Below are 23,831 nucleotides of genomic sequence, written 5' to 3'. Positions count from 1 at the left end.
GCGTAGTCAGCCGGCGGCTGCCGTGCGGTCAGAGTTTTTTCAGCAATGCCAGCAGCTGCGTTTCGCTTTTCTCCGCCAGCCCGTCGATGGCGAGCTTGATGATGTCGGAGCGGGTGATGCGCACGATGCCGTTGCGCGCCGCCTGCACGATCACCTCATCGATGGCTTCGATGTGGTTGTCCGTCAGGCTGACGGAAATCGCCTTATAGGTGCGCTTGCGGCCGGCCGGCTTGGCTTCCGGCGCGGGCGCCGCAACCGGCAACGTATGCGAGGTGGCGCTGTTGATGAATTCGTCTTCCGACATGCGGTGGGTGGGGGGGCGCTTCTTCACAGGATCACCTCTTTCACCAGACATTCGATCTCGGCCTGCGCCTTTTCGTTGTTCGCCTCATGCACGGTGATGGCTTCGCCCCAGGCGTCGCGGTAAATTTTGCGATCGCACAGGCGGTGGCTCACCAGGGTGAACTCCGGGTATTCGCTCAGCACCTGCGCCGCTTCGTTGGCTTCATTAATGAAGATATTGGTCGGGCACATGTTCAGCACGATGTAGCCTTTGACCTTCTCGTTATATTCCTGCGCGGTGGAGAACATCTCCGACAGGTAGCCGATGGTGTCGAGATCCATCTGCGAAGGGCGCAGCGGCGAGAGGAACAGATCGGCGGCCAGCAGGCCGGAGCGCAGTTCGGCGCTGTCGCGGCCGGCGGTGTCGACGATCACGTAGTCGTAATGGCGATCGAGCTCCAGCAGCGTTTCCTTGATTTTGCCCGACGCGGCCACCACCGGAATGTGCGGCAGTCCCTCGACGTTCTGACGGTCGTTGTACCAGGTCATGATCGATTTCTGGTCGTCGGCATCGACGATGATCGCCGTCTTGCCTTGCTTAAGAATCAGATACCCGGCGATATTCACCGCTTTCGTCGACTTGCCGACACCGCCTTTTTGCGAGCCAATCAGAACAATCATGCTGCCATCTCTCAAGTTATTAAGCAGGTAACTTATTAAGTTAATGTGCTTATTAGGTTGATAATCAAACAGGTTAACAAGAACAACTCGCGAACAATATGCACCAACTGCGGCGGCTTGCCAAGCCAGTATGTCGTTAACTGTGCAGCTTATTTTGCGCTGGATGGCCCGGATGGGTAAGTAGGAATTCTCTGGGAAGTGGCGATGCGGAGGGGGATTTTATTAATTTAACAGCTTAATAAGTTAGTAACTCATTAAGCTGTTGTCGACATTATTTCTTCATCATCGCCTTCAGGTTGGCGAACGGGTTGTGGGTGGCGACGCCGATATCTTTTTGCGCATCTTCACCGGCCACCACCGTCGAACCGTATTGATCGGCCTCGGTGTATTTCGAGTGTTCGTGGTCGTGGCAATACAGGCACAGCATTTCCCAGTTGCTGCCGTCTTCCGGGTTGTTACTGTGATCGTGATCGATATGGTGCACCGTCAGCTCGCGCAGGTTGGAATAAACGAATTCGCGTGAGCAGCGCCCACACACCCAGGGGAACAGTTTCAGCGCTTTTTCGCGGTAGCCGGTTTCCAGCTTCGCATAGTTTTTGGGGATATAGGCCATGGTGGTTGTCCGTCGGGAATCAATATGCGGCCAATAATACCACAGTGCGTGCGGCTACAACGTGCGGCTCATCTTGCCGCTGTCAAAAGTCTCCACCGCCCAGTCGATGAACGCCCGCAGCTTGCCGCTGAGGTGGCGATTGGACGGGTAGACCACGTACATCTGCTCCGGCGGCGGCTGCCAGTCGTGCAGCAGGCTGATCAGCTCGCCGCGCTCGAGGTGTGGCTGCGCCATAAACCGATAAATCTGGATGATGCCTAATCCGGCCAGGCTCGCCGCCAGCAGCGCGTTGCCTTCATTGATGCTGACCGGGTAGCGCTGCTGGATGGCGATCTCTTTGCCGCGCTCGACATAGCGTTGCGGATGGATGCGGTCGTTGACCGGATGGCGGTAGTGCACCATCGGAAAGCCCTGTTCCAGATCGCACGGGTGGCGCGGAGTGCCGTGGCGCGCCAGATAGGCCGGGGTGGCGCAACTGACCCAGTCCAGATCGAACAGACGCCGGGCGATCAGGCTGGAGTCGGCCAATGGGCCGCTGCGGATCACGCAGTCGGCGCTGTCGCTGATCAGATCGATAACGCGATCGCCGATGCTGAGATCGATTTGGATTTGCGGGTAGCGTTCCAAAAAGCCGGGCAGCGCCGGCAACAGCAGTTGGCGAGCGGTGCCGCTGCCGGTGTCGATGCGCAGCACGCCCTGCGGAGAACTTTGCGACTCGGTCAGGCAGCCCTCCATCTGCTCCAAATCCGCCAGCCATTTCACCGTATTTTGGTAATAGCATTCGCCTTCGCGGGTGACCGACACGCTGCGAGTGGTGCGCTGAAACAGCTTGGTCTGCAGGTGATCCTCCAGATTTTGGATCAGCTTGGTGACCGTCGCTTTCGGCATGCCCAGCGAATCGGCGGCGCGGGTAAAGCCGCCGGTTTCCACCACGCGGTTAAATACCCGGATAGCGAGCAAATGATGGTCCATAGGGTTCTCAACGCCATGCCCCGGCGGTGACCGGGGCATGTTTCTGCAGATAGATAATGATTAACACTGTTTAGCGCCAATCGCGCCGGAGCGCAAGCTGAGGCCGAACACCAGCGTGGCGGAGAGGATCAGCGCGCCGCCGAACAGCATGGCGCTGCTGACGCCCTGCCAGTCCACCACCTCGCCGCCCAGCAGCGCGCCGGAGGCCAGCGCGATCTGGATGACGCACACCAACAGCGCCTGGCCGGCTTCCGGCGCCTGCGGCACCGCGGCGAACATCCAGTTGGTGGCGCACACCGGGACGGCGCCAAAGGCCAGCCCCCACACCAGCACCATCAGCGTGGCGCCGGCGAGGCCGCTGAGCAGCGGCGAAACGATCAAAATGCCCGCCAGCATGGCGGCGATCAGAATAAAGGTGGCGCGCAGGCTGTATTCCCCCAGACGCTCGCCGAGGAAAGTGCCCAGCAGGCCGATGGCGCCATAGGCCAACAGCTGCAGCGAGATCGCCGACGGGCTGAGCACGAACACCTGCTGCAGCAGGGGCCGCAGATAGGTGTAGGCGGCGAAGTGGCCGATGAACAACAGCACGATGGCGATCAGGCCGATGCGCGCCATCGGCAGGCGCAGCGGCAGTACCAGATCGCGCGGCGTGACCGGCCGGGACGGTGGCACCGAGGTCAGCAAACGCAGCTGCGCCAACAGTACGCCGACCGCCAGCGCCGCACCGCCGAAGAAGGCGGCGCGCCAGCCAAACAGATCGCCGATCAGCGCCCCGGCCGGCACGCCGCACACCGCGCCGACCGAGATGCCGCTGAGGATCAGCGCGGTGGCGCGGCCCTGGCTGGCTTCCGGCACCAGATGGCGGCCGTAGTTGGCGGCGAACGACCAGAAGCCGCCGACGCAGATGCCCAGCAGCACGCGGCCCAGCAGCATCATCGGGAAGTTGACGGCCAGCGCCGCCACCAGGTTGGACACCATCAGCAGTAGCGACAGCCCCAGCATCAGCAGGCGTCTGTCCAGCCGGCCGGAAGCCAGGCTCAATACCGGTGCGGCCACCGCCGCCACGATGCCGGGCATGGTGACCATCAGCCCGGCGGTGCCGGTGCTGACACCGAGCGAAGGGGCGATGTTGGTCAGCAGGCCGATCGGCAGAAACTCGGTGGTGACCATGACAAAACAGGCGACCGTCAGCGAGAAGATCGCCGGCCACGGGGATGATGCAGGGTTATCTTTATTATTCAGCATAATGCCGCTCGTCTCAGGTGAATGCGCAGGCCGCGCGCGGGGCGCGGTGTGACCGAAGTCACAATCTACGGCAGGTGCAAGTCGCGGATAAATCCATCTGCGGTGGTTACACTGTTTCTGAGGGGAAACAATCGCGGCAGTGAGTTAAAGCGCGGCTTGCGCCGCGCCGAGGGGAAAGGAATAAAACGGCATAAGGTTATGACCGAATGCCGCGTGGCGCTTACAGCCCCGGCGCTTTCCACAGCGAGGTGGTCAGGCCGTTGTCCACCAGCGTCAACTGATCGGCGTAGACCCGCCGCCAGGTTTCTTTCTGTTCCTGATACAGCGCGTGGTGGGTCATGTCCGGCTGATGCTCGCGCTCCCAGCGCACCAGGCGCTCGCCGGTTTCGGCCAGCGATGCGTACAGCCCGGCGCCGACGCCGGCGGCGATCGCGCAGCCCAGCGCGGTGGCCTCTTTCACCACCGGCACCCGCACCGTCAGCCCGGTGACGTCGCTGAGGATCTGGCTCCACAGCTTGCCCTTGGCCCCGCCGCCGGCGAACACCAGCGAACGGGCTTGCACGCCGGAGAAGGCGGCGATCTGTTCCAGATTGCAGGCGGAGACGATGGCGGCATTCTCCTCCAGCGCGCGAAACAGCGTCTGTTTGTTGCAGCGCTCCGGGTCGATCGACATGTTGATGAACGACGGCGCCGCGTGATACCAGGTTTTGAAATGCATGGCGTCGGAGAAAATCGGCATCACGCCGTAGGCGCCCGGCGGTACTCTGGCCGCCATCTCTTCCAGCAGGCTGTAGGCGTCGACCCCCAGCCGCTCCGCCAGCAGTTTTTCTTCCGCGCAGAAGGCGTCGCGGAACCAGCGCATGGTCAGGCCGGTAAAGAAGCTGATGGATTCCGCCTGCGCCATGCCGGGAATGACGTGGGGGTTGATGCGGATGTTCATCTCCGGATCGATGGCCGGCTCCGGCAGGTTGACGATTTGCTGCCAGAAGGTGCCGCCGAGCACCGCCGTCTGCCCGGCGCGCACGATGCCGAGCCCCAGGCTGCCGAGCTGCACGTCGCCGCCGCCCATCACCACCGGGGTGCCGCGCAGCAGCCCGCTCTCCTGCGCCGCCTGTTCGGTGACGCGCCCCAGCACGCTGCCGGTCTCTTTCACCGGCGACAGAATATCGGCGCGCAGGCCGGCCATGTCGAGCAATGCCGGCCGCCAATCGCGGCTGGTCAGATCCAGCATGCCGGTAGTGCCGGCGTTGGAAGGATCGACCGCCAGTTCGCCGCTCAGCATGTTGGCCAGCCAGTCGCTGATCATGGTCAGCGTCGCCGCCTGGCGGTAGATGTCCGGCCGATGGTGCGCCAGCCACAGCAGACGCGGCATGGCGCTCAGCGCCAGCGTCTGGCCGGAGTGCTGGTACACCTCGCGTTCGAAGCCGTGGTTGTGCAGCTCTTTCAGCTCGCTGACTTCGTGGCTGGCGCGTGCGTCGACGTTGGCGCAGGCCCAGATCGGCACGCCGTTGCGGTCGTAGAGCACGATGCCTTCACGCATCGAGCAGCAGGCCACCGCGCGGATCGCCTGAGCGCTCAATCCTGCACGTTGCATCGCCTGGCGGATGCACTGGCAGGCCAGCTGCCAGTTGCGGCTGAGGTCAAACTCCATCGAGCCGGGCACGCCCGGCACCGCGAGGTGTTGCCACTCCGCCTGGCCGTGCGCGATCTGGTTACCCGCCAGATCGAAGATCACCGCGCGAATGCTGCCCGTTCCTGCGTCCAGCGCCATCAAGTAGTTATCCATAGCCTATGCTCTCAGGGGGAGGAATGTTAACTATAGATGCCGCCGCCTTACCCCGCCGGGGGAGGAGTGGGCGTCGCCGACGCGATTTGTGAGCCAGGCGGCAAAATTGCCGTTGCGGCAGGGCAATCGACGGGAATAAACCTATGGTTGGAAAGCGCCATGTTACGGCGCGCCGTTTAAACAAGGAGTTGCCATGCACGTCACATTGGTTGAGATCAACGTTAAACAAGACAAAATCGACGAATTTATCGATGTTTTCCGCGCCAATCACCTGGGCGCGATCGAAGAGCCGGGCAACCTGCGCTTCGATGTGCTGCAGGATGAACAGATCCCGACGCGGTTTTACATCTACGAAGCCTATCGCGACGAGCAGGCGGTGGCGGCGCACAAGCAGACCCCGCACTACCTGCAGTGCGTGGAGAAGCTGGAAGTGCTGATGACCGGCCCGCGCAAGAAGACCACCTTTATCGGCCTGATGCCGGAATAATCGCCGGCGTTTGCCGGTGTCCATGCGCCCGGTTTGGTTGTAACCTGCAAGGCAAAGCGAATTTTCAATGGGATAAGCGGGGCGAGGATGACATTGCGCGATCGGCTGTTGGCGCTGTTGGTGGTGGTGATCTGGGGCGTGAATTTCGTCGTGATCAAGTTCGGTTTACAGGGTATGCCGCCGTTTCTGCTGGCCGGGATGCGTTTTTTGCTGGTGGCGTTGCCGGCGATCTTCTTTATCCCGCGCCCGACTATTCCGTGGAGATGGCTGCTGCTGTACGGCATGACCATGAGCTTCGCGCAGTTCGCGTTTTTGTTCGTCGCCATCAAGGTGGGCATGCCGGCGGGGCTGGCCTCGCTGGTGCTGCAGGCGCAGGTGTTCTTCACCCTGCTGTTGGGCGTTGTGCTGATGGGCGAAAAGCTGCGGATCAACCATTTCGTCGGCATCGCTATCGCCAGCGGCGGCATGCTGGTGCTGGCGCAGGCCAGCCTGCATAAGCCGGGCAGCGGCGCGGTCCCCCTGGCGGGCCTGCTGTTGACGCTGGCGGCGGCGTTTTCCTGGGCGCTGGGAAACCTGACCAACAAGAAGATCCTGGCCGGTTTCCCGCAGCGTAATATCTTATCGCTGGTGGTGTGGAGCGCGCCGATCCCGGTCGTGCCGTTCCTGGCCTGCAGCTGGCTGTTCGACGGCCCTGAGGTGGTGCTGAGCAGCCTGAGCCATGTGCAGGTTGGCACCTGGCTGGCGGTGGCCTATCTGGCGTTCGCCGCCACGCTGTTCGGTTATTCGGTGTGGGGCAGCCTGCTGGGGCGCTATGAAACCTGGCGCGTTGCGCCGCTGACGCTGCTGGTGCCGCTGGTCGGGCTGTTCGCCGCCTGGCTGCTGCTGGACGAAGCGTTGTCGCCGGCGCAGTTCGGCGGCGCATTGCTGGTGCTGGCCGGCATGGCGGTCAACACCTTCGGGCTGCCGCGCCGCCGGGCCGTCGCCGTGCGCTAAACCGAATAGGGTAATTCTGTTCAATACGCTGTCGGCGGCGGTCGGCATTCTGGCGCCTGTGAATATTTTCTCAGGTGTCCATCATGAATATCTACCTTTCCATGGCCGCGTTTGCGCTGGCGGCCTCCATCACTCCCGGCCCGGTCAACATCGTCGCATTGAGCGCCGGGGCGCAATTCGGCTTTGGCGCGACCCAGCGCCATGTGTTTGGCGCCACGCTGGGGTTTACCCTGTTGCTGGTGCTGTTGGGATTGGGCATGCACCAACTGCTGATCCTGTGGCCGGGGCTGACCCGCTTGATCCAGTGGGCCGGCGTGGCCTTTCTGCTGTTTATGGCCTATCGGCTGGCGTTTGACGATGGCAGGCTGGGCAACGGCGCGGCGCAAGCGCCTTCCTGCTGGTACGGCGCGCTGATGCAATGGCTGAATCCCAAGGCATGGCTGGCGTCGGTGGCCAGCCTCGGCGCCTTTGTCGGCGATGGCGACATGCTGTTGCTATGGCAGTTCGCCGGGCTCTACTTCGTGATTTGCTATGCCTCGGTAGCCTGCTGGGCCTATGTCGGCGCGATGCTGCGCGGCCTGTTCGGGCAGGCGCGCAACGTACAGCGCTTTAATCGCGCGATGGCGGCGTTGCTGGCGGCCAGCGCTTGCTATCTGTTGGCGGAGGGTTTTTGATACTGGCCGGGCGTGGCGGCCAACAGCTGTTTGAAGGTGCGCTGAAAGTGCGCCTGATCGGCAAAGCCGCTTTCGCTGGCGGCCGCGGCGATCGGCAGGCCGCTTTTCAATAGCCGATGGCCGTGCTGTACGCGGCGGTTGACCAGATAGGCGTGCGGCGTCATGCCGTAACGCTGGCGGAAGGCGCGGATCAGGTAAGAAGGGGAGAGCGCGGCGGCGCGGCAAATGTCGTCCAGCGTCAGCGGCCGGGTGCAGTGCGCGTCGATAAACGCCGCCGCCGTCTCCAGCCGGGTATGTGGCGGCGTCTCCGGCTGGCGGACATCGCCCAGCCCGAGCTGCAGGGCGCTGAAATACTCCACCATGGCGATCTGTTTTTCCAGCGCGCTGCACAGCGGATCCGTCAGCAGCGCATAAAGCCGGTTCAGCCCGTGGAACAGCGCCGGATCGCGGCTGAGCGGCTGGCTGAACGGAACAAAACGGTCGCCCTCACCGCCGAGCAGCTCCTGCTGCAGCGCGCCGAGCCAGGCGAGATCGAGATAGAACATGACGTACGACCAACGGCGATCGGCGATGGGGTTGCAGGCGTGTGCCTGCTGCGGGTTGATGACAACCAGATCGCCGGCGCTGACCTGCATGCGTCGTTCGCCGTTGACATAGGTGCTGACGCCGCCGGTGATGGCGCCGATGGAAAAGAATTCGTGGCTGTGCTGGCTGTAGCACACCTGGCGGCCATCCGCGATGGCGCGGGCTTCGACGAACGGCAACTGCGGATCGCGCCAGAACTGCGGCGTTTTTTCACTCATACGCTTTCCTTTTCACTGCGGCGGCATCACAGTGTTATAGCCTGAAAGCGACGAGTGGGGGAATGGCGGATGATGATTTTTAACGTGTTCGGCCGTCTGCTGGGCGTGAAGCGCATCGGGGGCGAATGGCGGCTGTTCCGCGTGACGCTGCCGGAGCGCAAATATGCTCCCAGCTACGATATCGTGCTGCCGGCGGATCTGCGCGAAGAGGAGATCGCCGGCTATCTGGGGGATATTTATCACGAGGCCGCGACGCCGCAGCGGCCGGAGGTGTTTCGCGTCGAATAGCGCGGGCGTTACTCTTCCGTATTGCGCGCCATGAGGCGGCGCTGGTGTTCCTCGCTGGCGGCCTGGATTTCTTCCAGCACCGAGCCGACGTCGGCGCGCTTCTGGATTTCGTTGAATCGGCCGCTGAGGGCGCTGTCCGGCGTCAGGTTGCCTTCCTGATACAGCGCCCAAATCTCTTTGGCGTATTGGCTGTCGCGCAGTTCCGGCGCGAACTGGCCGTAATATTCGGCCAGATTGCCGATATCGCGCTCGAACATGCTTTTGGCGTGGTTGTTGGCGGCGGCGTCCACCACCTGCGGCAGATCGATGATCACCGGTCCGTCTTTATCCATCAGCACGTTGAATTCCGACAGGTCGCCGTGCACCAGCCCGGCGCACAGCATGCGCACCGCGTAGTTCATCATCAGGGCGTGATCGGCGCGCGCCTGTTCCGGCGTCAGGATGACATCGCTCAGGCGCGGCGCCACCAGGCCTTCTTCGTCGGTGATCAGCTCCATCAGCAGCACGCCGTCCAGGCAGATATCCGGCTGCGGCACCCGCACCCCGGCCTTGGCCAGCAGATACAGCGCGTCCACTTCGGTGTTTTGCCAGGCTTCTTCCTGCTGCTGGCGGCCGAATTTGGAGCCTTTGCTCATGGCGCGCGCGTCGCGGCTGTTGCGCACCTTGCGCCCTTCCTGATAGTGGACGGCCTGCTTGAAGTTGCGCTTCTCGGCCTCTTTGTACACTTTGGCGCAGCGGATCTCATCGCCGCAGCGCACGATAAACACGTCGGCTTCTTTGCCGCTTTTCAACCGGCGGATGACGTCGTCGATTAACCCGTCATCCACCAGCGGCTGGAGTCGTTTTGGAATTTTCATGCAGCCTTGTACCCTATTTAGGCTCCGGTGTGAATGGCTTGCGCAGTTGATAGCGTAAGTTAGACCCGAAAGGCAAACATTAGTTTTGCCGCCGCGTCATCATTACGCGGCGGCGGGCGCTCAGAGGCTGGCGGCCGGCACCCAGACGCTGACGCTGCCGGCGTTAACCGGGAAATGGGCGCTGCCCTGGTCGTCGGCGGTGATTTCCTCCGGGCGGTTGCCGAGGAAATCGCGCCAGGCGGTGTGCGCGAGATCGGCGCCGAGCGTAACCGTCTTGCCGCTCTCGCCGCCGTTGGTCAGCACCACCACGCAGCCGGGAGCCTCGGCAGTGCCGGCGCGGCTGAAGGCCACGCAGTGGCTGTCGTCGAAGTAGTCGGTTTGCGGGCCGTTGGCGAAGCGCTGGCGGGCGGCAATCAGCTTCTCCAGTTCCGGGATCGCCGGCATGTCGATCTGGTATTCGCCGCCGTCGCGCCCCTTGTCGCGGTAGCTGGCGCCATACAGGTCGGGGTAAAACACGCAGGGCACGCCCTGTTCGCGCAGCAGGATCAGCGCGTAGGCCAGCGGTTTGAACCAGGGTTCCACCGGCGCTTCCAGCGATTGCAGCGGCTGGGTATCGTGGTTGGCGACCAGCGTCACCGCGTGGGCCGGATCGGCGGCGGTCAGGGTATCGGTGAAGATCTGCGCCATGTCGAAGCCGTCGCCCTGCTTCGACGCCTGATGAAACTTCAGGTGCAGCGCCACGTCGAACAGCATCACCTTGCCGTCCACCAACTCGATGTATTGTTGCAGCGCGCCGAGATCGTGCGACCAGTATTCAGCAACGATAAACAGGTCGCGTTGCGCGCTGCCGCGCACGTGATCCGCCCACTCTTTGAAGAACCAGGCGGGAATGTGTTTGGCGGCGTCCAGGCGGAAGCCGTCGCACGGCAAGGTTTCCAACAGCCAGCGCGCCCAGTATTTGAGTTCCTCCGTCACGGCGGCGTTGCGGAACTCCACGTCGGCGCCCATCAGATAGTCGTAGTTGCCTTTCTCGTCGTCGACCTGATCGTTCCAACCGTCGTCGCCATAGTCGTTGGCGATTTTGAACACCCCTTTGTCGTCCGGCTGCTCAACATAGTCGACGCCGCTGAAGCATTTGTAATCCCAGATAAATTCGGAATGCACGCCCTGGCGGCCGGGGAAGGTGAAGCGGGTGTAGGCCAGCGCGTCGAAGCCCTGATCGTCGATGTCGTTGCGGTTGTTGGTGTCCACCTTGAACACGTGCACCCGTTCTTTCTCGTCCGCGCCGAGCTTGTGGTTGAACACCACATCGTAAAGCACGCCCACGCCGTGTTCGCGCAGCGTATTGGCGGCGTGTTCCAGCGCCGCCTTGTCGCCGTATTTGGTCGCCACGCTGCCTTTCTGGTCAAACTCGCCCAGATCGAACAGATCGTAAGTATCGTAGCCGACGGAGTAGCCGCCGGAAGCGCCCTTGCAGGCGGGCGGCAGCCACAGATCGGTGATGCCCAGTTCGGCCAGGTGCGGGGCGCGCTCGGCGGCCTCCTGCCACAGTTTGCCGCCGTCGGGGTAGTACCAGTGGAAGAATTGCAGCAGGGTGGTTTTTTTCGTCATGAGCCAGCGTCCCGGTTAGCCAGAAGGAGAGAAGCAGTTAAAGCATGGGCTACTTTTGGCAAAAGGGACAATGGCGCAGGGAAGCGCGCGAAGGCAGGCGTAAATATGTAACCGACGTTGACGAGGTAGCGCTTGAGTTGTTGCTATCAAGTTTTTACGTTTTAAATTTTATATTTTAAATTTCAAATAGATATTTGTTTTATTTTTTGTTTTACCCACTTTTGCCGTTTTTATGCTCACTTTTATTGGGTTTTTATTTCATCCTTAAATCTTAATATGATTTTTAATTTTATTAATTTGTTTTTAGTTAGATTAAAATGCTGTTTAATGAAATATTTTGACATATTCAGGTGCCGGATTGGTTATTCATTCGCAATTGTTTATGCGTTATCGTTATGTTTAAAATTAGATAACACTATCAACCAATAACCCATCCAACGTAGCCTGAAGGTGGGAGAACAGGGGAGCATAACGCCGTGAACATCAGGGATTTCAGAGCATTGGCGCGCAGTTTGGTCAGAGAATTCGGCATGTTGAACAAGCAGAGCAACGGCTCGCGCTTTTCGCCGCTGCAGATCCATCTGATGATCGAAGTCAGCGAGCAGCCGCTGGGCGTCACCGAACTGGCGGCCCGGCTTTGCATCGACAAGGCCAGCGCCAGCCGGGCGCTGCGCAGCCTGGTGGCCGCCGGCGTGATAGAAACGGTGGATCATCCTGATGACAAGCGGCACAACCTGCATCGGCTGAGTAAGCAGGGCGGCAAGACGCTGGCCGGCATCGAGAGCGACGCCGACGGTTTTATGCAGGCGGCGCTGGCGCAGTTGGACGACGATGAGCTGGCGAGCACCACCGCGGCGATGAAAAAGATGACCGCGGCGCTGCGCAGCGCGCGCAAACAGCGCGACGCCAATCTGCGGGTGCGGCCGATCGCCGAGCGCGACGATGCGGCGATGGCGGCGATCATTCGCGACGTGTTTCGCGAGTACGGCATGGACAAAATGGAAGGGGTCAGTCTGCACGATCCGGATCTCGATCGGCTGACCGGTCTGTATCGCGACAACGGCGGCCACTACTGGGTGCTGGAGCGGGACGGACAGGTGGTGGGGGGCGTCGGCATGGCGCCGCTGGCCGGCGAAGAGCCCGGCTATTGCGAGCTGCAAAAACTGTTTTTCAAACCCGGCGCGCGCGGGCTGGGCATGGCGCGCCATATGGTGGTGCAGGCGCTGAAGGCGGCGCGGGCGGCGGGGTATCGCTACTGCTACCTGGAAACCACCGAACAGTTGAAAGAGGCGATCGGGTTGTACTATGCGCTGGGGTTCACGCTGTTGACGGAACGGCGCGGCAATACCGGCCACCACGGCTGCAACGTATGCATGCTGAAAAATCTCCAGAGCGACGATATGTGAGCGGTTTCAAGGTTAGCGCCCGCGCCTTGTGTCACCCTGTTAACCGTTTGATAACAATCACAACGTTTTATCAGGGAGGAAACTATGTTGGGGGATCCGATGGCGCTGCCCGCGCTGGTCACGCTGGTGGTCATCGCGCTATGGGCCAGCGCCCGCTTGCCGGAGTATGTGGTCGCGCTGCTATTCTTTACGGCGGTGATGGTCTTGCAGCTGGCGCCCGCCGCGGTGACCTTTTCCGGTTTCGCGTCTTCCGCATTCTGGCTGGTGCTCAGCGGTTTCGTACTGGGCTCCGCCATCCGCAGCACCGGTTTGGCGGATCGCCTGGCCAACCGACTCTTGCCGCATCTGGCCGGTTCCTGGCCCCGGCTGGTGGGCGGCGTGGTGGCGATAAGCTACGCGCTGGCGTTTGTCATGCCTTCCAATATGGGGCGGATTACGCTGCTGATGCCGATCGTTATGGCGTTGGCCGAGCGCGCCGGCCTGGCGGAAGGCTCGCGCGGCCGCATCGGTTTGGCGCTGGCGGTGGGGTTCGGCACCTTCCAGCTCTCCGCCAGCATCCTGCCGGCCAACGTACCCAATCTGGTGATGAGCGGCGCGGCGGAAAGCGCCTATGGCAGCCACTTCGCTTATCTTTCTTACCTGCTGCTGCACGCCCCGGTACTCGGGGTAGCCAAAGGCGCGCTGCTGACGCTGTGCATCTGCGGCCTGTTCCGTGCGCGGCCGCAGCCGGTGGCGGCCGAGGCGGCGCAAACCCCGCTCAGCGCCGCCGAATGGCGGCTGATCGCGCTGTTGGGCGCCACGGTGCTGTTGTGGATGACCGACAGCTGGCACGGCATCGCTCCCGCCTGGATAGGGTTGGCGGCAGCCTGCTTCTGCCTGCTGCCGCGCATCGGTTTTCTCAACGGCGAGCAGTTCGCCGCCGGGGTTAACGTGCGCACCTGTATCTACGTGGCGGGGATCCTGGGGCTGACCGCATTGGTCAGCCACTCGGGGCTCGGCGATCGGTTGGGCGGCGCGCTGCTGGCGATGATGCCGGATCTGCACGGCAAGCCGTTCGCTGCGTTCGGTTCTCTGGTGGGGATCACCGCGCTGTTGAATTTCGTGGTGACCGCCAACGGCGTGCCGGCGCTGTTTACCCCGCTGGCGCAGGCGTTGTCCGCAGGCAGCGGCTTGCCGCTGCTGACGGTGCTGATGACCCAGGTGATCGGTTACGCCACGCCGCTGCTGCCGTATCAGGCTTCGCCGATCGTGGTGGCGATGGGGATGGGCAAAGTGCCGGCGCGTGAAGGGTTGAAGCTGTGTCTGCTGTTGGCCGCGCTCAGCTTCGCACTGCTGGTGCCGTTGGACTATCTGTGGTTCAGGCTGCTGGGGTGGATCCCGTAAACAGCCCTGCGCCGCCGGCGAAACAATCTTCGTCCAGCGTCAGAGTGGCGATTTTATGCACCGGTCCGCGCATGCTGACCTGAAAATCGCCGCTGAAGGCGATCTGCAGCTCGCCGCCCGGCATCCGCACGCTAACCCGATCGCCGACTCGTCCCAACTTGCGCATCACGCTGGCGGCGGCGCAGCTGCTGCTGCCGGAGGCGAGGGTAAAACCGGCGCCGCGCTCCCAGATGCCGATGCGCAGCGTCTGGCGATCGACCACTTCCACCAGTTGTACATTGGTGCGTTTCGGGAACAGCGGATGGCGTTCAATCTGCGGTCCGAGCCGATGCACCTGCGCCAGATCCAGTTTTTCCACCGGCACCACGCAGTGCGGGTTGCCCATCGACACCAGCGAAACGCTTAACGTCTCCTCCCTCAGGGGCAGCGGATAGTTCAGCGCCTCCGGCAGATCGATCAACGCCGGCAGCGCCGCCGGGCTGAAATTGGCGCGCCCCATTTCCACCGTTATCTGATGCGCGTCTTGCGCCACCTGGCAGCGCACGTCGCCGCCGGCGGTGTGCACCAAAAACGGTTGATGGCCCACGCGGCCGCTGTCAAACAGATAGCGCGCGTAGATGCGCAGGCCGTTGCCGCTCTTCTCCGCTTCGGAACCGTCCGGGTTGATGATGCGCAGGGTGGGATTGACGGCGTCGCCGCTGTCGATCAGCAGGCCGTCGGAACCGATGCCGTAATGCGGGTGGCACAGCAGACGGATCTGTTCATGGCTCAGCCGATCGGCGACCGAACGGTGGCATACCAGGTAGTCGTTGCCCAGACCGTGATATTTGTGGAACAGCAGGGGAGTCATGGCGTTGCTCGGCTCAGCGGAAAAAGGTCGCTACAGCTTACAACAGAACGTTGGCGTTAAAGCAAACAAAAGGCGGCCTGAGCCGCCCTTTTGCACGATTGCCGATCCGGCCATTAATTGTAGATGATCGCGGTGCCGTGCAGTTTATTGTCACCGGTGGTGGCGATGATCTGGAAGGATTTTGCGCCCGCCGCATCGGCTTTGGCCGCCAGTTTGTTTTCCAGGCTGCTCAGGTCGGACGCGCCGCTGACGGTGACGACGCCGGCTTTTTGCAGGTCGGCGGGTTGTGCGTTAACCAGTTCGGCGGCGAAGCTGCCGAAGGAGACGGAAGCCAGTGCGATGGCGGCGATGGTCATTTTCAGGTTTTTCATGGTCTTATTTCCTATCTTTGTTCTTTACGATGTTTGTTTTGTAAGGTCGTTAAATTAATTAACGATCGATAATTTAATGTTAGATGCCGGTTTGACGGATTGCAAGTATTTTTTTAATGCTCGTTAATTAATTTTTTTTTGACGCCCTGGCGTCGGGAGCACAACTTATCGCGATCCGCTGGTTTAATTCATTGTTATTGATAGATTTCTGCGGTGCCGTGCAGCTGGTTGTTACCGCCGGCGCCGATGATACGGAAGGATTTTGCACCGGCCTGATCGGCTTTGGCGGCCAGGCTGCTTTCCAGCGAGGTCAGATCGGATGCGCCGCTGACGGTGATGACGCCCACTTTCTGCTGGTCAGCCGGTTGGTTCTGGACCAAATCAGCGGCGAAGCTGCCGAAGGAAATGCTGGCCAGAGTGAGGGTTGCTAAGGTTAATTTTAAGTTTTTCATAATGTTAATTCCTTTCCGATAACGGTGAATAGAGGGGTTTAATCCGCTTCGCTAAATTATCTTAACGATCGATAACTAAATGCTAATCGGTTCTCGACGAGGGCGCAATATTTTTTTATAATGATCGTTAAGTTATTTGTGCTAACCCTGCTGTGGAGCGGGACAGGAGAGAATGATGAGCATCAATGAAGAGGTCTGCGGCAAAAAGAGCCGTGGCAGGCCGAAACAATTTGATCGCGACCGGGCGCTGGAAAGCGCGCTCGATCTGTTCTGGCGGCACGGCTATGAAGCCACCTCGCTGGCCGATCTGGTGGAAGTGACCGGCGCCAAAGCGCCGACGCTGTATGCGGAATTCGGCAACAAGGAAGGGATGTTCCGCGCGGCGGTGGAACGCTATCTGCAAAAATACACCACCTGCACCAACCAACTGTTGGAACAGGCGTTGCCGGTAGCCGAGATCGTCGAGGCCTACGTGCGTTCTTCCGTCGAAGTGTTTACCGATCCCGATACGCCGTCAGGTTGTTTTATGGTGTGCGCCTCGGCCGCGCTGTCGTCCGCGTCCGACGACGTCGCCCAGATGCTGCGCAAAAAACATCATGCCCAGGAAGCGGCGCTGAAAGCCTGTTTCGATCGCAAGGTGCAGCAGGGTGAACTGCTGGCGAAGACCGACACCGCGCTGCTGGCGAAATACGTCATTTGCACCATTGAAGGCATGTCGGTGCAGGCGCGCGAAGGGGCAAGCCGCAGCGATCTGCTGCGGTTGCTGGAGGCGTTGATGCTGGTGTGGCCGCGGCTCAGCCAGATTGGCAATAAGGTGTGACAACCGGCCCGGCTTTTACCGGGCCGTTTAACCCATTACTGATTGACCGGGATCACCGCGCCCTGGTACTTCTCGCGGATAAAGTCCTGAATCGGTTTAGAGTGCAGCACTTTGACCAGCGCCACGATCTCCGGCTTGTTCACGTCGGCTTTGTGCACGGTGATGATGTTGGCGTACGGGTTGTTTTCGCCGCTTTCGACCGCGATCGGATCCTTGGTCGGATTCAGCCCGGCGTCGATGGCGTAGTTGGCGTTGATCACCACCGCGTCGCCTTCGTTGTTGTTATACATCTGTGGCAGCAGCGCGCCCTCAACGTTGGCCTGGAACTTCAGGTGTTTCGGGTTTTCCACCACGTCGGTGATGCGCGCGTCCACTTTGCTCACCCCCGGCTTCAGCTTGATCACGCCTTCCCGTTCAAAAATAGACAGGATGCGGCCTTCTTCCGCCACCGCGTCGCGCATGATGATTTTGCCGTTTTCCGGCAGATCTTTCAGGCTCTTGTACTTCTTCGAGTAGATACCGATAGGCTCAATATGGATCGCGCCGGCGCTGACGAAGTCGTAGCTCTTGTCGTCGGCGTGATCTTTGAGCACCGAGTTCAGGTAAGGCACGTGCTGGAAATAGTTGGCGTCAATGTCATGGCTGGCCAGCGCAGTGTTCGGCAGGATGTAGTCCTGGAAGCGCTTGATCTGCAGATCGATGCCTTCTTTTGCCAGTATCGGTTTAGCCTGTTCGAGGATCTCGGCGTGCGGCACGTTGGAGGCGCCGACCACCAGCTTGGTCGCCGCGGCGGCGCCAAAAGAAGCCAGAGTGGCGACGGAGGCGAAAGCCAACATCAGTAGGTGCTTTTTCATCATCGTTTTCCTTGGTTAATTAACGTTTATCGAGCGTTCTTGTCAGGGTGTCGCCAATGAACTGAATGACGAAAACGATCAGCAGGATCGTCAGCGTCGCCACCAGCGTCACGTCACTGTGGTTGCGTTGGAAGCCTTCCAGATAGGCCAGGTTGCCCAGGCCGCCGGCGCCGATCACCCCGGCCATCGCGGTGTAGCTCACCAGCGCGATCAGGGTGACGGTGATGCCGGAAACCAGCGCCGGCGAGCTTTCCGGCAGCAATACGCGGAAAATCAGGGTGCGGTTTTTGGCGCCCATCGAGCGCGCCGCTTCGATCACTCCTTTGTCGACCTCGCGCAGCGCGATCTCCACCAGCCGGGCATAGAACGGCGCCGCGCCGACGATCAGCGCCGGCAGGGCCGCATCCGCGCCGAGAATGGTGCCGATAAGCGACTTGGTGAACGGGATCAGCAGCACGATCAGAATGATGAACGGAATGGAGCGGAAGACGTTGACCAACACGGAGATCAGCGAGTAGACCGCCCGGTTCTGCAACAGCTGGCCCTTCGAGGTTAAAAACAGCAGCACGCCGAGCACGATGCCCAGCACCAGCGTGGCCAAACCGGCGATGCCGGTCATGTACAGCGTTTCCCAGGTGGCGTCCCACAGTTGGTCCAGACGCAGGTGGGGGAACAGGGATTCAATCATGTTGGATAACCTCGACGGCGATGTCTCTTTCGTTCAGCAACTTGAGCATGTCGGCGACTTGTTGTTCGTTGCCTTCGGCGTGGATGTACAGTTCGCCGAACGAACCGTTGAGGGTGTGGCTGATCTTGCCGTGCAGAATGTTGACGGTCAGGGCGTAGCGCCGGATCACTTCAGAAATCACCGCCTGATGGGTTTGCACGCCGACGAAGGTCAACTTGAAAATCGCCCCCGGCAGGTGGGCGGTGAGCTGCGGGTTGAAGCTCTCTTCGGTGTCCGCATACTGCGACACCTGTTTGACGAACTGCCGGGTGATCGGCTGCTGCGGCCGGGTGAACACGTCGAGCACCGGGCCTTCTTCGACGATGCGGCCGTTTTCCATCACCGCCACGCGGTGGCAGATTTTGCGCACCACGTGCATCTCGTGGGTGATCAGCACGATGGTCAATTTCAGCTGACGGTTGATGTCCAACAGCAGGTCGAGAATGGCGTCGGTGGTCTGCGGATCGAGCGCCGAGGTGGCCTCGTCGCACAGCAGCACGCTCGGGTTATTGGCCAGCGCGCGGGCGATGCCGACGCGCTGCTTTTGGCCGCCGCTGAGCTGCGACGGGTAGGCGTTTTCGCGCCCCTGCAGGCCGACCAGCGCGATCAGTTCCGCCACGCGGGGCGCAATCTGCGCCTTGGGCACGCCGGCGATCTGCATGGAAAACGCGATGTTCTGGCTGACGGTGCGCGACCACAGCAGATTGAAGTGCTGAAACACCATGCTGATTTTCAGCCGTGCCTGGCGCAGATGGCTGCCTTTGGCGCGGGCGATATCGAAGCCGCCGACGTCGATGCGGCCGCTGGTGGGCGTTTCCAGGCCGTTGAGCAGGCGGATGAGCGTACTTTTGCCGGCGCCGCTGTAGCCGATAATGCCGTAAATTTGCCCGGCCTCTACCGCCAGGCTGACGTTATCTACCGCTACGACGCGGCCCTGTGTGCTGTCAAAAGTTTTGCAAACGTTCGAAAGAACGATCATAGCGAAGCGGATCCTTATCGATACATCACAGCATTCCGTCCAGAGCGCGGTGCGCCGGACAGAGATCGTTCGGCTTTTCGGCTGACGGAACCTCTGTTGCGGGTGAATACCGGGCAATCCTACCGAGGGTTGATAGTGACAGGAAGAATGTAAAATCTATTACTTATTCTGATTTGATATATAAGGCGGCGGGGGAGGCGGGGGAAGAAAACCGGCCGCAGGGCGGCCGGCGAGATTGATGACAAACCTTATACCCTTGCCGGGTTGGCAGAGAGCACCGAATAAAAAACAAGGAAAATCAAATTATTGATTTTCGGCTGATCACCACAAAGAGGGGAAAAACCACGCTTTTTCCCCTCTTTGTCAATAGACTGACCGGCCGCAGGGCGGCCGGCGGAGGGCTAGCGTTTGTCCAGCTTCATGTGCAGCAGCGGGAACGGGTTGCCCTGGCCGTCGAGCGGCGAGCGGCCGGTGATGACAAACCCGTAGTGGCGGTAGAAACCGCTGGCCTGCGGATTTTGCTCGTTCACGTCCAGCTGCAGCTCATCGTGCAGCGTTTCCGCGTGGGTCAACAGCGCTTTGCCCACGCCTTGGCCGCGCTGATCGGCGTCGATAAACAGCATCTCCACCTTGTTGCCGTTCAGGCCGATAAAGCCGCAGGGATGCCCCGGTCGGTCTTCGGCCACCCAAACGTTGACCGCCGGCAGGTAGTCGTTCAGCACCAGCGGGAACAGCTGCGCGATGTTGTCTTCGGTTAAAAAATGGTGGGTGGCGCGCACCGAACGCAGCCAGATATCTGCCAATTGCGCGTTGTCTTCCGCCGCGCGTGCTCTGATGGTAATCATCGAACTCTCTGCTATCTAAGTTGAAGGAAAAGAAACTAGATAGAGGTTTTGTGGGGTTAGTGCCGAATTAACGTGGGTTAACGCCCTGCAAAGCGCCTCTGCAGTGGATCGAATAGGCCCGCCTTCTCGCAAGCGGTATAACAACTGTAATTCAGCAAGTTAATGCTTTCAACCGCCGCAGGGCGCAATGAGGCGTTCGTCGCGTGATACACTGGCCGCTGAACCAGCAAGAGGGCGGCAGGATGGAAGCGGTACGCGCAGCGATAGAAAAACAGGTGCTCAGCCTGACCGGGCTGGCGCTCGGCGGCGTCGATTTTGAGAACCCGCCGGGCGATCCGGGCTTGTTCGGCCCGCAGTCTGTCATCTGGCAGGTACACCGCGACTTCACCCCGATGCTGTGCGGCGGCGTCAGCGCCTTGCTGCTGCAAATGCTGCACCCGCTGGCGCTGGCCGGAGTGTGGGATCACTCCAATTTTCGCGAAGATATGATCGGCCGCCTGCGCCGCACCAGCCAGTTCGTGTCGGTCACCACCTTCGGCCCGACCGCCGAGGCGCAGCGGCTGATCGCCAAAGTCAAAGCCATCCATCTGCGGGTGACCGGCGTCGGCAGCGACGGCACGCCTTATGCCGCCAGCGATCCGGCGCTGCTGACCTGGGTGCACGTGGCGGAGAGCAGCCGTTTTCTGGCCAGCCACCTGCGCTACCGCAACCCGCACCTTTCCCGCGATTTGCAGGATCAATACTATCGTGAAGCGGCGCGCGTGGCCGCCGCGCTGGGGGCGACGGCAATTCCTCAGTCCTGCGCGGAGGTCGAAGAATACCTGCAAGCGATGCGGCCGCAGCTGGTGTGCGATGAACGCACGCAAGAGGTGGCGCGCATTCTGCTGAAGGCGCCGGCGCCGAGCGCATTGGCGCGCCCCCTCGGCGGGGTGGTGATGCAGGCGGGCATCGATCTGTTGCCCGATTGGGCGCAGCGGCAGTTCGGTTTTCATCCGGGCGCGCTGCGGCGGCGGCTGGTGCGAACGGGCGCCGCCGGTTTGGGCAAGGTGCTGGGCGCGTCGATGCGCAACGGTTCCTATCAGCGTGCGGTGCGGCGCATCACTCAGCCGTCATGAGCCGCAGCCGCTATAATTAGCCTTTGTTTATCTTCGTTTACGGCCGTTTTTGAGACTTTTACGGGTGATCCGGCCAGTAATGCGTTTTACACTTGGGGCAAAGCCACATTCCATTTTTGGCGCGCAGCCGATTCTGCCGCGCCCTGACCCTATTGAGGTGATATGAACGAGTCATACGTACTTGCTGAAGTCAGCAATGAGAACCAGACGCTGGTCGCGGTGGTTCAGCAAGATCACCGGGCAGCCTATTTTTACATCTATCCCGCCGAAGCCTACAGCGATCGCTATCAGGTGCGTGCCTGCTGGCTGCGCAACCTGGCCGCCGCGCCGCTGCAGGAAGATCGCGCCGCGCTGGAACAAGGGCAGCCGCCGATGCTGGCGGCGGAGTATTGCCGCAACCTGGAAGGCGAAGCGCCGCTGAACCCGGAAGGGCTGATGGTGGTGTGGAGTGAAAGCGACGACGGCGCGGCCCTGTGGTATTACGGCCAACTGTTGGCGGTGATCCCCGGCTGGAGCCTGTATATCGATCATTCGGTGTGCTATTCGGCCAGCTGTATCAAGGAGAGCCCACTGGCCTATCCGCTCGGTTCGGCCTCGACCAACACCCAATATGCGCTGGCGGAAAGCACCCGCCAGTTTTGGCGCAGCTGGCAGCGTGAAGAGGGCAATCCGTGGCCGAAGATGCAGCGCGATTTTCAGGCGCGCTATGAGCCGCATTTCGGCCCTTCGGTAAAATACTACGCCATCGATCAGGGCAAGTGGCCGCCGATGGCCATCACCCAGCACGAACGCGACGGCATCTATTACTTCCTCACCATGGGGGTCAGCATCCGGCCGATGCCGTGGGTGGAGATCCTGTTCAACGACGAGGCTTCGCGCTATCGCCGCATGGAGATGGCGATCGCCATCGACAGTCAATACATGACCGAAGACAACGCGGTGCAGATGGCCAGCGCGCTGGCCGGTTTCGCTCATGCGCCGTGGGCGCGGCTGACCTGGATCGGCGAAGGGCATACGCTGGAGTCCGACGTGGCGCCGCTGGGCTATGAGGGCTATATTTTATCGTCGTCCTTCTACCCGCATCACGCGCACCTGGCTCTGCCGCAGCAGTATGGCGATCCGGTTAACCTGTTCTGGGCCAGCCCGGTGTTTACCGCCGAGCGCCAATTGGCGCACGCCACGCCGAATGGCGGGCACGATCTGGTGCACAGGCTGCGCGAGCAGGGCGTCGACCATATTTTCCGCCCGCGCCAGCCGGTGTGCTGACGCGCTTATCTTTTCTTCAGGAGCCGCCATGACCACCGCGCTGTTGATTATCGATGTGCAGGAAGGGTTGTTTACGCCGCCGCCGGCGGATGCCGCGGGCACCGTTGCGCGCATCAATCAGCTGAGCGAGCGCGCCCGCCGGGCCGGTGCGCCGGTTGTCGTCATTCAGCACCATACGCCGGACGATGAGTTGCCGCACGGCAGCGCCGCCTGGCAAGTGCTCGCGGCGCTGACGGTGGCGCCGGGCGACCATCGGGTGGAGAAAACCACGCCGGACTCGTTCCTGCGCACCTCGCTCGGCGCGTTACTGATCGCCAACGGCGTATCGCAGCTGGTGGTTTGCGGCTACTCCACGCCGTTTTGCATCGATACCACGGTGCGCAGCGCGGCGGCGCGCGGCTATCCGGTGACGCTGGCGGCGGATGCGCATACCTGCCACGACAAATCCTATGCCGATGGCCTGCTGATCCGCACCCACCATAACGAGACGCTGTCGAACATCGACAGCTTCGGCGTGCCGATCCGCGCAGTGCCCGCGGCGGACATCGTGTTCTGAGAACGGAAAACGGGGGCCAACGCCCCCGTTCGTTATTTCAGGCCCGCCCGCCGCGCCGCCACCTTGGCCAGCGCCGCCCAGTCCAGATCCGCATCCCCCTGCGCCATCGCGTCGAGGAAGTTGTCTTTCAGCACCCCGGCGAACGGCATCGGCGTATGGCTGTCGGCGCCGGCGGCCAGCGCCAGCCCGACGTCCTTCAGCCCCAGCGCCAGCCGGAATCCGGCGGGTGAATACTTCTCGGCGGCGATCAGCGCGCCATAGCCCTGATAGGCCGGGGCGGCGAAGACGGTGCTGCTCAGCATCTGCAGGTAGTCGGCGCCGGACACGCCGTAGTTGCGCACCAGCGCGCTGCCTTCCGCCATCGCTTCAATGGCGCTGGCCAAGGTAAAGTTGGTGGCGATTTTGACCACGTTAGCCTGCGCCGGATCGGCACCGAAGTGCCAGGTTTTCTGGCCAAGGGCATCGAACAGCGGCTGCGCTTGCTTCAGCCGCTCGCTATCGCCGGCCGCCAGAATATTCAGCTTGCCGGCGGCGGCCACGTCGACCCGGCCCAGCACCGGCGCGGCGAGATAGCCGATGCCGTGTTCCGCATGCAGCGTCGTCAGGCGTTTGGCGAGTTCGACCGAGATGGTCGCCATATTGATATGCAGCGCGCCCGGTTTCATCTGTTGCAGCAATCCGCTGTCCACCACCACCTGTTGCGTGGCGGCATCGTCAGCCAGCATGGTGATCAGCACCTCGGCATCGGCCAACTGTTCCGGCCGTTCGGCCTGCCGCGCGCCGGCGCTCACCAGCGGCTGCGCCGCCTGCGGCGAGCGGTTCCATACCGTTAAGGCGAAGCCCGCCTGCAACAGGTTGGCCGCCATGGCGCTGCCCATCCCACCCAGTCCGGCAAATCCGATCTTCATCATGCGC

27 protein-coding genes are annotated in these 23,831 nt (G+C 61.5%); 10 read left to right on the top strand and 17 right to left on the bottom strand.

The window, feature by feature from the left end; all coding sequences use genetic code 11:
* Positions 1-28: 28 nt before the first annotated feature.
* From ACJ8OK_RS07445 to lsrK, 6 genes are all read right to left on the bottom strand, one after another.
* Positions 29-331: a hypothetical protein gene (locus tag ACJ8OK_RS07445; protein WP_242141464.1), complete on the bottom strand. Its 303-nt coding sequence runs from the start codon at positions 329-331 to the stop codon at positions 29-31.
* Positions 328-963, bottom strand: a complete 636-nt coding sequence (locus ACJ8OK_RS07440) for an AAA family ATPase (protein WP_015377071.1) — start codon at positions 961-963, stop codon at positions 328-330. Before ACJ8OK_RS07440 ends, ACJ8OK_RS07445 begins: the two co-directional genes overlap by 4 nt.
* A 271-nt stretch (positions 964-1,234) precedes the next feature.
* Positions 1,235-1,576, bottom strand: coding sequence for an HNH nuclease YajD (gene yajD, locus ACJ8OK_RS07435; protein ID WP_004939576.1), 342 nt, complete (start codon positions 1,574-1,576; stop codon positions 1,235-1,237).
* Between the two features lie 54 nt (positions 1,577-1,630).
* A complete protein-coding gene (locus ACJ8OK_RS07430; protein ID WP_060558895.1) occupies positions 1,631-2,548 on the bottom strand; it encodes a LysR family transcriptional regulator in 918 nt (305 codons plus the stop codon).
* 60 nt (positions 2,549-2,608) lie between these two features.
* The gene (locus ACJ8OK_RS07425; RefSeq protein WP_033633813.1) at positions 2,609-3,793 is read right to left on the bottom strand and encodes an MFS transporter; all 1,185 of its coding nucleotides are present in this window, start codon (positions 3,791-3,793) and stop codon (positions 2,609-2,611) included.
* Positions 3,794-4,013: 220 nt separating this feature from the next.
* Positions 4,014-5,579: an autoinducer-2 kinase gene (gene lsrK / locus ACJ8OK_RS07420; protein ID WP_033645833.1), complete on the bottom strand. Its 1,566-nt coding sequence runs from the start codon at positions 5,577-5,579 to the stop codon at positions 4,014-4,016.
* A 193-nt stretch (positions 5,580-5,772) separates the two neighbouring features.
* On the opposite strand from lsrK, the gene lsrG reads away from it, so the two are divergent.
* From lsrG to ACJ8OK_RS07405, 3 genes are all read left to right on the top strand, one after another.
* A complete protein-coding gene (lsrG, locus tag ACJ8OK_RS07415; RefSeq protein WP_082996967.1) occupies positions 5,773-6,066 on the top strand; it encodes a (4S)-4-hydroxy-5-phosphonooxypentane-2,3-dione isomerase in 294 nt (97 codons plus the stop codon).
* 87 nt (positions 6,067-6,153) lie between these two features.
* On the top strand, positions 6,154-7,059 hold the full coding sequence (locus ACJ8OK_RS07410) for an EamA family transporter (RefSeq protein ID WP_033633812.1): 906 nt from the start codon (positions 6,154-6,156) through the stop codon (positions 7,057-7,059).
* An 83-nt stretch (positions 7,060-7,142) separates the two neighbouring features.
* Positions 7,143-7,733, top strand: a complete 591-nt coding sequence (locus ACJ8OK_RS07405) for a LysE family translocator (protein ID WP_033633811.1) — start codon at positions 7,143-7,145, stop codon at positions 7,731-7,733.
* Here ACJ8OK_RS07405 and ACJ8OK_RS07400 read toward each other — a convergent pair.
* Positions 7,709-8,536, bottom strand: coding sequence for a helix-turn-helix domain-containing protein (locus tag ACJ8OK_RS07400; RefSeq protein WP_442530484.1), 828 nt, complete (start codon positions 8,534-8,536; stop codon positions 7,709-7,711). The genes ACJ8OK_RS07405 and ACJ8OK_RS07400 overlap by 25 nt on opposite strands.
* 69 nt (positions 8,537-8,605) lie before the next feature.
* On the opposite strand from ACJ8OK_RS07400, the gene ACJ8OK_RS07395 reads away from it, so the two are divergent.
* The gene (locus ACJ8OK_RS07395) at positions 8,606-8,824 is read left to right on the top strand and encodes a DUF7661 family protein (protein WP_033633809.1); all 219 of its coding nucleotides are present in this window, start codon (positions 8,606-8,608) and stop codon (positions 8,822-8,824) included.
* A gap of 8 nt (positions 8,825-8,832) precedes the next feature.
* Here the strand turns inward: ACJ8OK_RS07395 and ACJ8OK_RS07390 are convergent, their stop codons facing one another.
* On the bottom strand, positions 8,833-9,681 hold the full coding sequence (locus ACJ8OK_RS07390) for a PA4780 family RIO1-like protein kinase (protein ID WP_015377080.1): 849 nt from the start codon (positions 9,679-9,681) through the stop codon (positions 8,833-8,835).
* A 120-nt stretch (positions 9,682-9,801) separates the two neighbouring features.
* Positions 9,802-11,292 carry an alpha-amylase gene (gene amyA / locus ACJ8OK_RS07385; RefSeq protein WP_060558899.1) on the bottom strand — a complete coding sequence of 497 codons (1,491 nt, stop codon included), beginning with the start codon at positions 11,290-11,292 and terminating at the stop codon, positions 9,802-9,804.
* A gap of 500 nt (positions 11,293-11,792) precedes the next feature.
* Between amyA and ACJ8OK_RS07380 the strand changes: the two genes are divergently transcribed.
* Together ACJ8OK_RS07380 and ACJ8OK_RS07375 are read left to right on the top strand one after the other, a co-directional pair.
* The gene (locus tag ACJ8OK_RS07380) at positions 11,793-12,698 is read left to right on the top strand and encodes a bifunctional helix-turn-helix transcriptional regulator/GNAT family N-acetyltransferase (protein ID WP_033633807.1); all 906 of its coding nucleotides are present in this window, start codon (positions 11,793-11,795) and stop codon (positions 12,696-12,698) included.
* An 84-nt stretch (positions 12,699-12,782) separates the two neighbouring features.
* Positions 12,783-14,081, top strand: a complete 1,299-nt coding sequence (locus tag ACJ8OK_RS07375) for an SLC13 family permease (protein ID WP_033633806.1) — start codon at positions 12,783-12,785, stop codon at positions 14,079-14,081.
* On the opposite strand, the gene dapF is transcribed toward ACJ8OK_RS07375, so the two are convergent.
* From dapF to bhsA (ACJ8OK_RS07360), 3 genes are all read right to left on the bottom strand, one after another.
* The gene (gene dapF, locus ACJ8OK_RS07370) at positions 14,056-14,931 is read right to left on the bottom strand and encodes a diaminopimelate epimerase (protein WP_033633805.1); all 876 of its coding nucleotides are present in this window, start codon (positions 14,929-14,931) and stop codon (positions 14,056-14,058) included. The genes ACJ8OK_RS07375 and dapF overlap by 26 nt on opposite strands.
* 113 nt (positions 14,932-15,044) lie before the next feature.
* On the bottom strand, positions 15,045-15,302 hold the full coding sequence (gene bhsA / locus ACJ8OK_RS07365) for a multiple stress resistance protein BhsA (RefSeq protein WP_004939517.1): 258 nt from the start codon (positions 15,300-15,302) through the stop codon (positions 15,045-15,047).
* A 194-nt stretch (positions 15,303-15,496) separates the two neighbouring features.
* On the bottom strand, positions 15,497-15,754 hold the full coding sequence (bhsA, locus tag ACJ8OK_RS07360) for a multiple stress resistance protein BhsA (RefSeq protein ID WP_166729704.1): 258 nt from the start codon (positions 15,752-15,754) through the stop codon (positions 15,497-15,499).
* Positions 15,755-15,929: 175 nt separating this feature from the next.
* On the opposite strand from bhsA (ACJ8OK_RS07360), the gene ACJ8OK_RS07355 reads away from it, so the two are divergent.
* Positions 15,930-16,574: a TetR/AcrR family transcriptional regulator gene (locus tag ACJ8OK_RS07355; protein ID WP_004939509.1), complete on the top strand. Its 645-nt coding sequence runs from the start codon at positions 15,930-15,932 to the stop codon at positions 16,572-16,574.
* Between the two features lie 35 nt (positions 16,575-16,609).
* Here ACJ8OK_RS07355 and ACJ8OK_RS07350 read toward each other — a convergent pair whose 3' ends face one another.
* The 4 genes from ACJ8OK_RS07350 to ACJ8OK_RS07335 all read right to left on the bottom strand — a co-directional run bounded on the left by ACJ8OK_RS07350 (position 16,610) and on the right by ACJ8OK_RS07335 (position 19,979).
* Positions 16,610-17,428 carry a MetQ/NlpA family ABC transporter substrate-binding protein gene (locus ACJ8OK_RS07350; protein WP_004939506.1) on the bottom strand — a complete coding sequence of 273 codons (819 nt, stop codon included), beginning with the start codon at positions 17,426-17,428 and terminating at the stop codon, positions 16,610-16,612.
* Between the two features lie 19 nt (positions 17,429-17,447).
* The gene (locus ACJ8OK_RS07345) at positions 17,448-18,116 is read right to left on the bottom strand and encodes a methionine ABC transporter permease (protein WP_004939505.1); all 669 of its coding nucleotides are present in this window, start codon (positions 18,114-18,116) and stop codon (positions 17,448-17,450) included.
* Complete coding sequence (locus tag ACJ8OK_RS07340; protein WP_033633804.1) at positions 18,109-19,134, bottom strand: methionine ABC transporter ATP-binding protein; 1,026 nt, start codon at positions 19,132-19,134, stop codon at positions 18,109-18,111. Before ACJ8OK_RS07340 ends, ACJ8OK_RS07345 begins: the two co-directional genes overlap by 8 nt.
* Before the next feature lie 401 nt (positions 19,135-19,535).
* Positions 19,536-19,979, bottom strand: a complete 444-nt coding sequence (locus ACJ8OK_RS07335; RefSeq protein ID WP_004939500.1) for an acetyltransferase — start codon at positions 19,977-19,979, stop codon at positions 19,536-19,538.
* Between the two features lie 242 nt (positions 19,980-20,221).
* Between ACJ8OK_RS07335 and ACJ8OK_RS07330 the strand changes: the two genes are divergently transcribed.
* From ACJ8OK_RS07330 to ACJ8OK_RS07320, 3 genes are all read left to right on the top strand, one after another.
* A complete protein-coding gene (locus tag ACJ8OK_RS07330) occupies positions 20,222-21,094 on the top strand; it encodes an oxygenase MpaB family protein (RefSeq protein WP_004939498.1) in 873 nt (290 codons plus the stop codon).
* Between the two features lie 162 nt (positions 21,095-21,256).
* Positions 21,257-22,360 carry a suppressor of fused domain protein gene (locus tag ACJ8OK_RS07325; RefSeq protein WP_082996965.1) on the top strand — a complete coding sequence of 368 codons (1,104 nt, stop codon included), beginning with the start codon at positions 21,257-21,259 and terminating at the stop codon, positions 22,358-22,360.
* A 28-nt stretch (positions 22,361-22,388) separates the two neighbouring features.
* Complete coding sequence (locus tag ACJ8OK_RS07320) at positions 22,389-22,916, top strand: cysteine hydrolase family protein (protein WP_015377091.1); 528 nt, start codon at positions 22,389-22,391, stop codon at positions 22,914-22,916.
* A gap of 32 nt (positions 22,917-22,948) precedes the next feature.
* Here ACJ8OK_RS07320 and ACJ8OK_RS07315 read toward each other — a convergent pair whose 3' ends face one another.
* Positions 22,949-23,824, bottom strand: a complete 876-nt coding sequence (locus tag ACJ8OK_RS07315; RefSeq protein ID WP_085336469.1) for an NAD(P)-dependent oxidoreductase — start codon at positions 23,822-23,824, stop codon at positions 22,949-22,951.
* Positions 23,825-23,831: the final 7 nt, after the last annotated feature.

The sequence above is a fragment of the Serratia sp. CY71090 genome (genome assembly GCF_052166845.1).
GTDB classification, from domain to species: Bacteria; Pseudomonadota; Gammaproteobacteria; order Enterobacterales; family Enterobacteriaceae; genus Serratia; species Serratia nematodiphila.
The sequence above is the reverse complement of the archived record's forward strand: the minus strand, read 5'-3'. Positions and strand labels throughout refer to the sequence as shown.

Coding starts and splice junctions, on each gene's coding strand:
- ACJ8OK_RS07440 (WP_015377071.1), bottom strand. CDS start 963: ATGATTGTTCTGATTGGCTCGCAAAAAGGCGGTGTCGGCAAGTCGACG.
- yajD (WP_004939576.1), bottom strand. CDS start 1,576: ATGGCCTATATCCCCAAAAACTATGCGAAGCTGGAAACCGGCTACCGC.
- ACJ8OK_RS07430 (WP_060558895.1), bottom strand. CDS start 2,548: ATGGACCATCATTTGCTCGCTATCCGGGTATTTAACCGCGTGGTGGAA.
- ACJ8OK_RS07425 (WP_033633813.1), bottom strand. CDS start 3,793: ATGCTGAATAATAAAGATAACCCTGCATCATCCCCGTGGCCGGCGATC.
- lsrK (WP_033645833.1), bottom strand. CDS start 5,579: ATGGATAACTACTTGATGGCGCTGGACGCAGGAACGGGCAGCATTCGC.
- lsrG (WP_082996967.1), top strand. CDS start 5,773: ATGCACGTCACATTGGTTGAGATCAACGTTAAACAAGACAAAATCGAC.
- ACJ8OK_RS07410 (WP_033633812.1), top strand. CDS start 6,154: ATGACATTGCGCGATCGGCTGTTGGCGCTGTTGGTGGTGGTGATCTGG.
- ACJ8OK_RS07405 (WP_033633811.1), top strand. CDS start 7,143: ATGAATATCTACCTTTCCATGGCCGCGTTTGCGCTGGCGGCCTCCATC.
- ACJ8OK_RS07400 (WP_442530484.1), bottom strand. CDS start 8,536: ATGAGTGAAAAAACGCCGCAGTTCTGGCGCGATCCGCAGTTGCCGTTC.
- ACJ8OK_RS07395 (WP_033633809.1), top strand. CDS start 8,606: ATGATGATTTTTAACGTGTTCGGCCGTCTGCTGGGCGTGAAGCGCATC.
- ACJ8OK_RS07390 (WP_015377080.1), bottom strand. CDS start 9,681: ATGAAAATTCCAAAACGACTCCAGCCGCTGGTGGATGACGGGTTAATC.
- amyA (WP_060558899.1), bottom strand. CDS start 11,292: ATGACGAAAAAAACCACCCTGCTGCAATTCTTCCACTGGTACTACCCC.
- ACJ8OK_RS07375 (WP_033633806.1), top strand. CDS start 12,783: ATGTTGGGGGATCCGATGGCGCTGCCCGCGCTGGTCACGCTGGTGGTC.
- dapF (WP_033633805.1), bottom strand. CDS start 14,931: ATGACTCCCCTGCTGTTCCACAAATATCACGGTCTGGGCAACGACTAC.
- bhsA (WP_004939517.1), bottom strand. CDS start 15,302: ATGAAAAACCTGAAAATGACCATCGCCGCCATCGCACTGGCTTCCGTC.
- bhsA (WP_166729704.1), bottom strand. CDS start 15,754: ATGAAAAACTTAAAATTAACCTTAGCAACCCTCACTCTGGCCAGCATT.
- ACJ8OK_RS07355 (WP_004939509.1), top strand. CDS start 15,930: ATGAGCATCAATGAAGAGGTCTGCGGCAAAAAGAGCCGTGGCAGGCCG.
- ACJ8OK_RS07350 (WP_004939506.1), bottom strand. CDS start 17,428: ATGAAAAAGCACCTACTGATGTTGGCTTTCGCCTCCGTCGCCACTCTG.
- ACJ8OK_RS07345 (WP_004939505.1), bottom strand. CDS start 18,116: ATGATTGAATCCCTGTTCCCCCACCTGCGTCTGGACCAACTGTGGGAC.
- ACJ8OK_RS07340 (WP_033633804.1), bottom strand. CDS start 19,134: ATGATCGTTCTTTCGAACGTTTGCAAAACTTTTGACAGCACACAGGGC.
- ACJ8OK_RS07335 (WP_004939500.1), bottom strand. CDS start 19,979: ATGATTACCATCAGAGCACGCGCGGCGGAAGACAACGCGCAATTGGCA.
- ACJ8OK_RS07330 (WP_004939498.1), top strand. CDS start 20,222: ATGGAAGCGGTACGCGCAGCGATAGAAAAACAGGTGCTCAGCCTGACC.
- ACJ8OK_RS07325 (WP_082996965.1), top strand. CDS start 21,257: ATGAACGAGTCATACGTACTTGCTGAAGTCAGCAATGAGAACCAGACG.
- ACJ8OK_RS07320 (WP_015377091.1), top strand. CDS start 22,389: ATGACCACCGCGCTGTTGATTATCGATGTGCAGGAAGGGTTGTTTACG.
- ACJ8OK_RS07315 (WP_085336469.1), bottom strand. CDS start 23,824: ATGAAGATCGGATTTGCCGGACTGGGTGGGATGGGCAGCGCCATGGCG.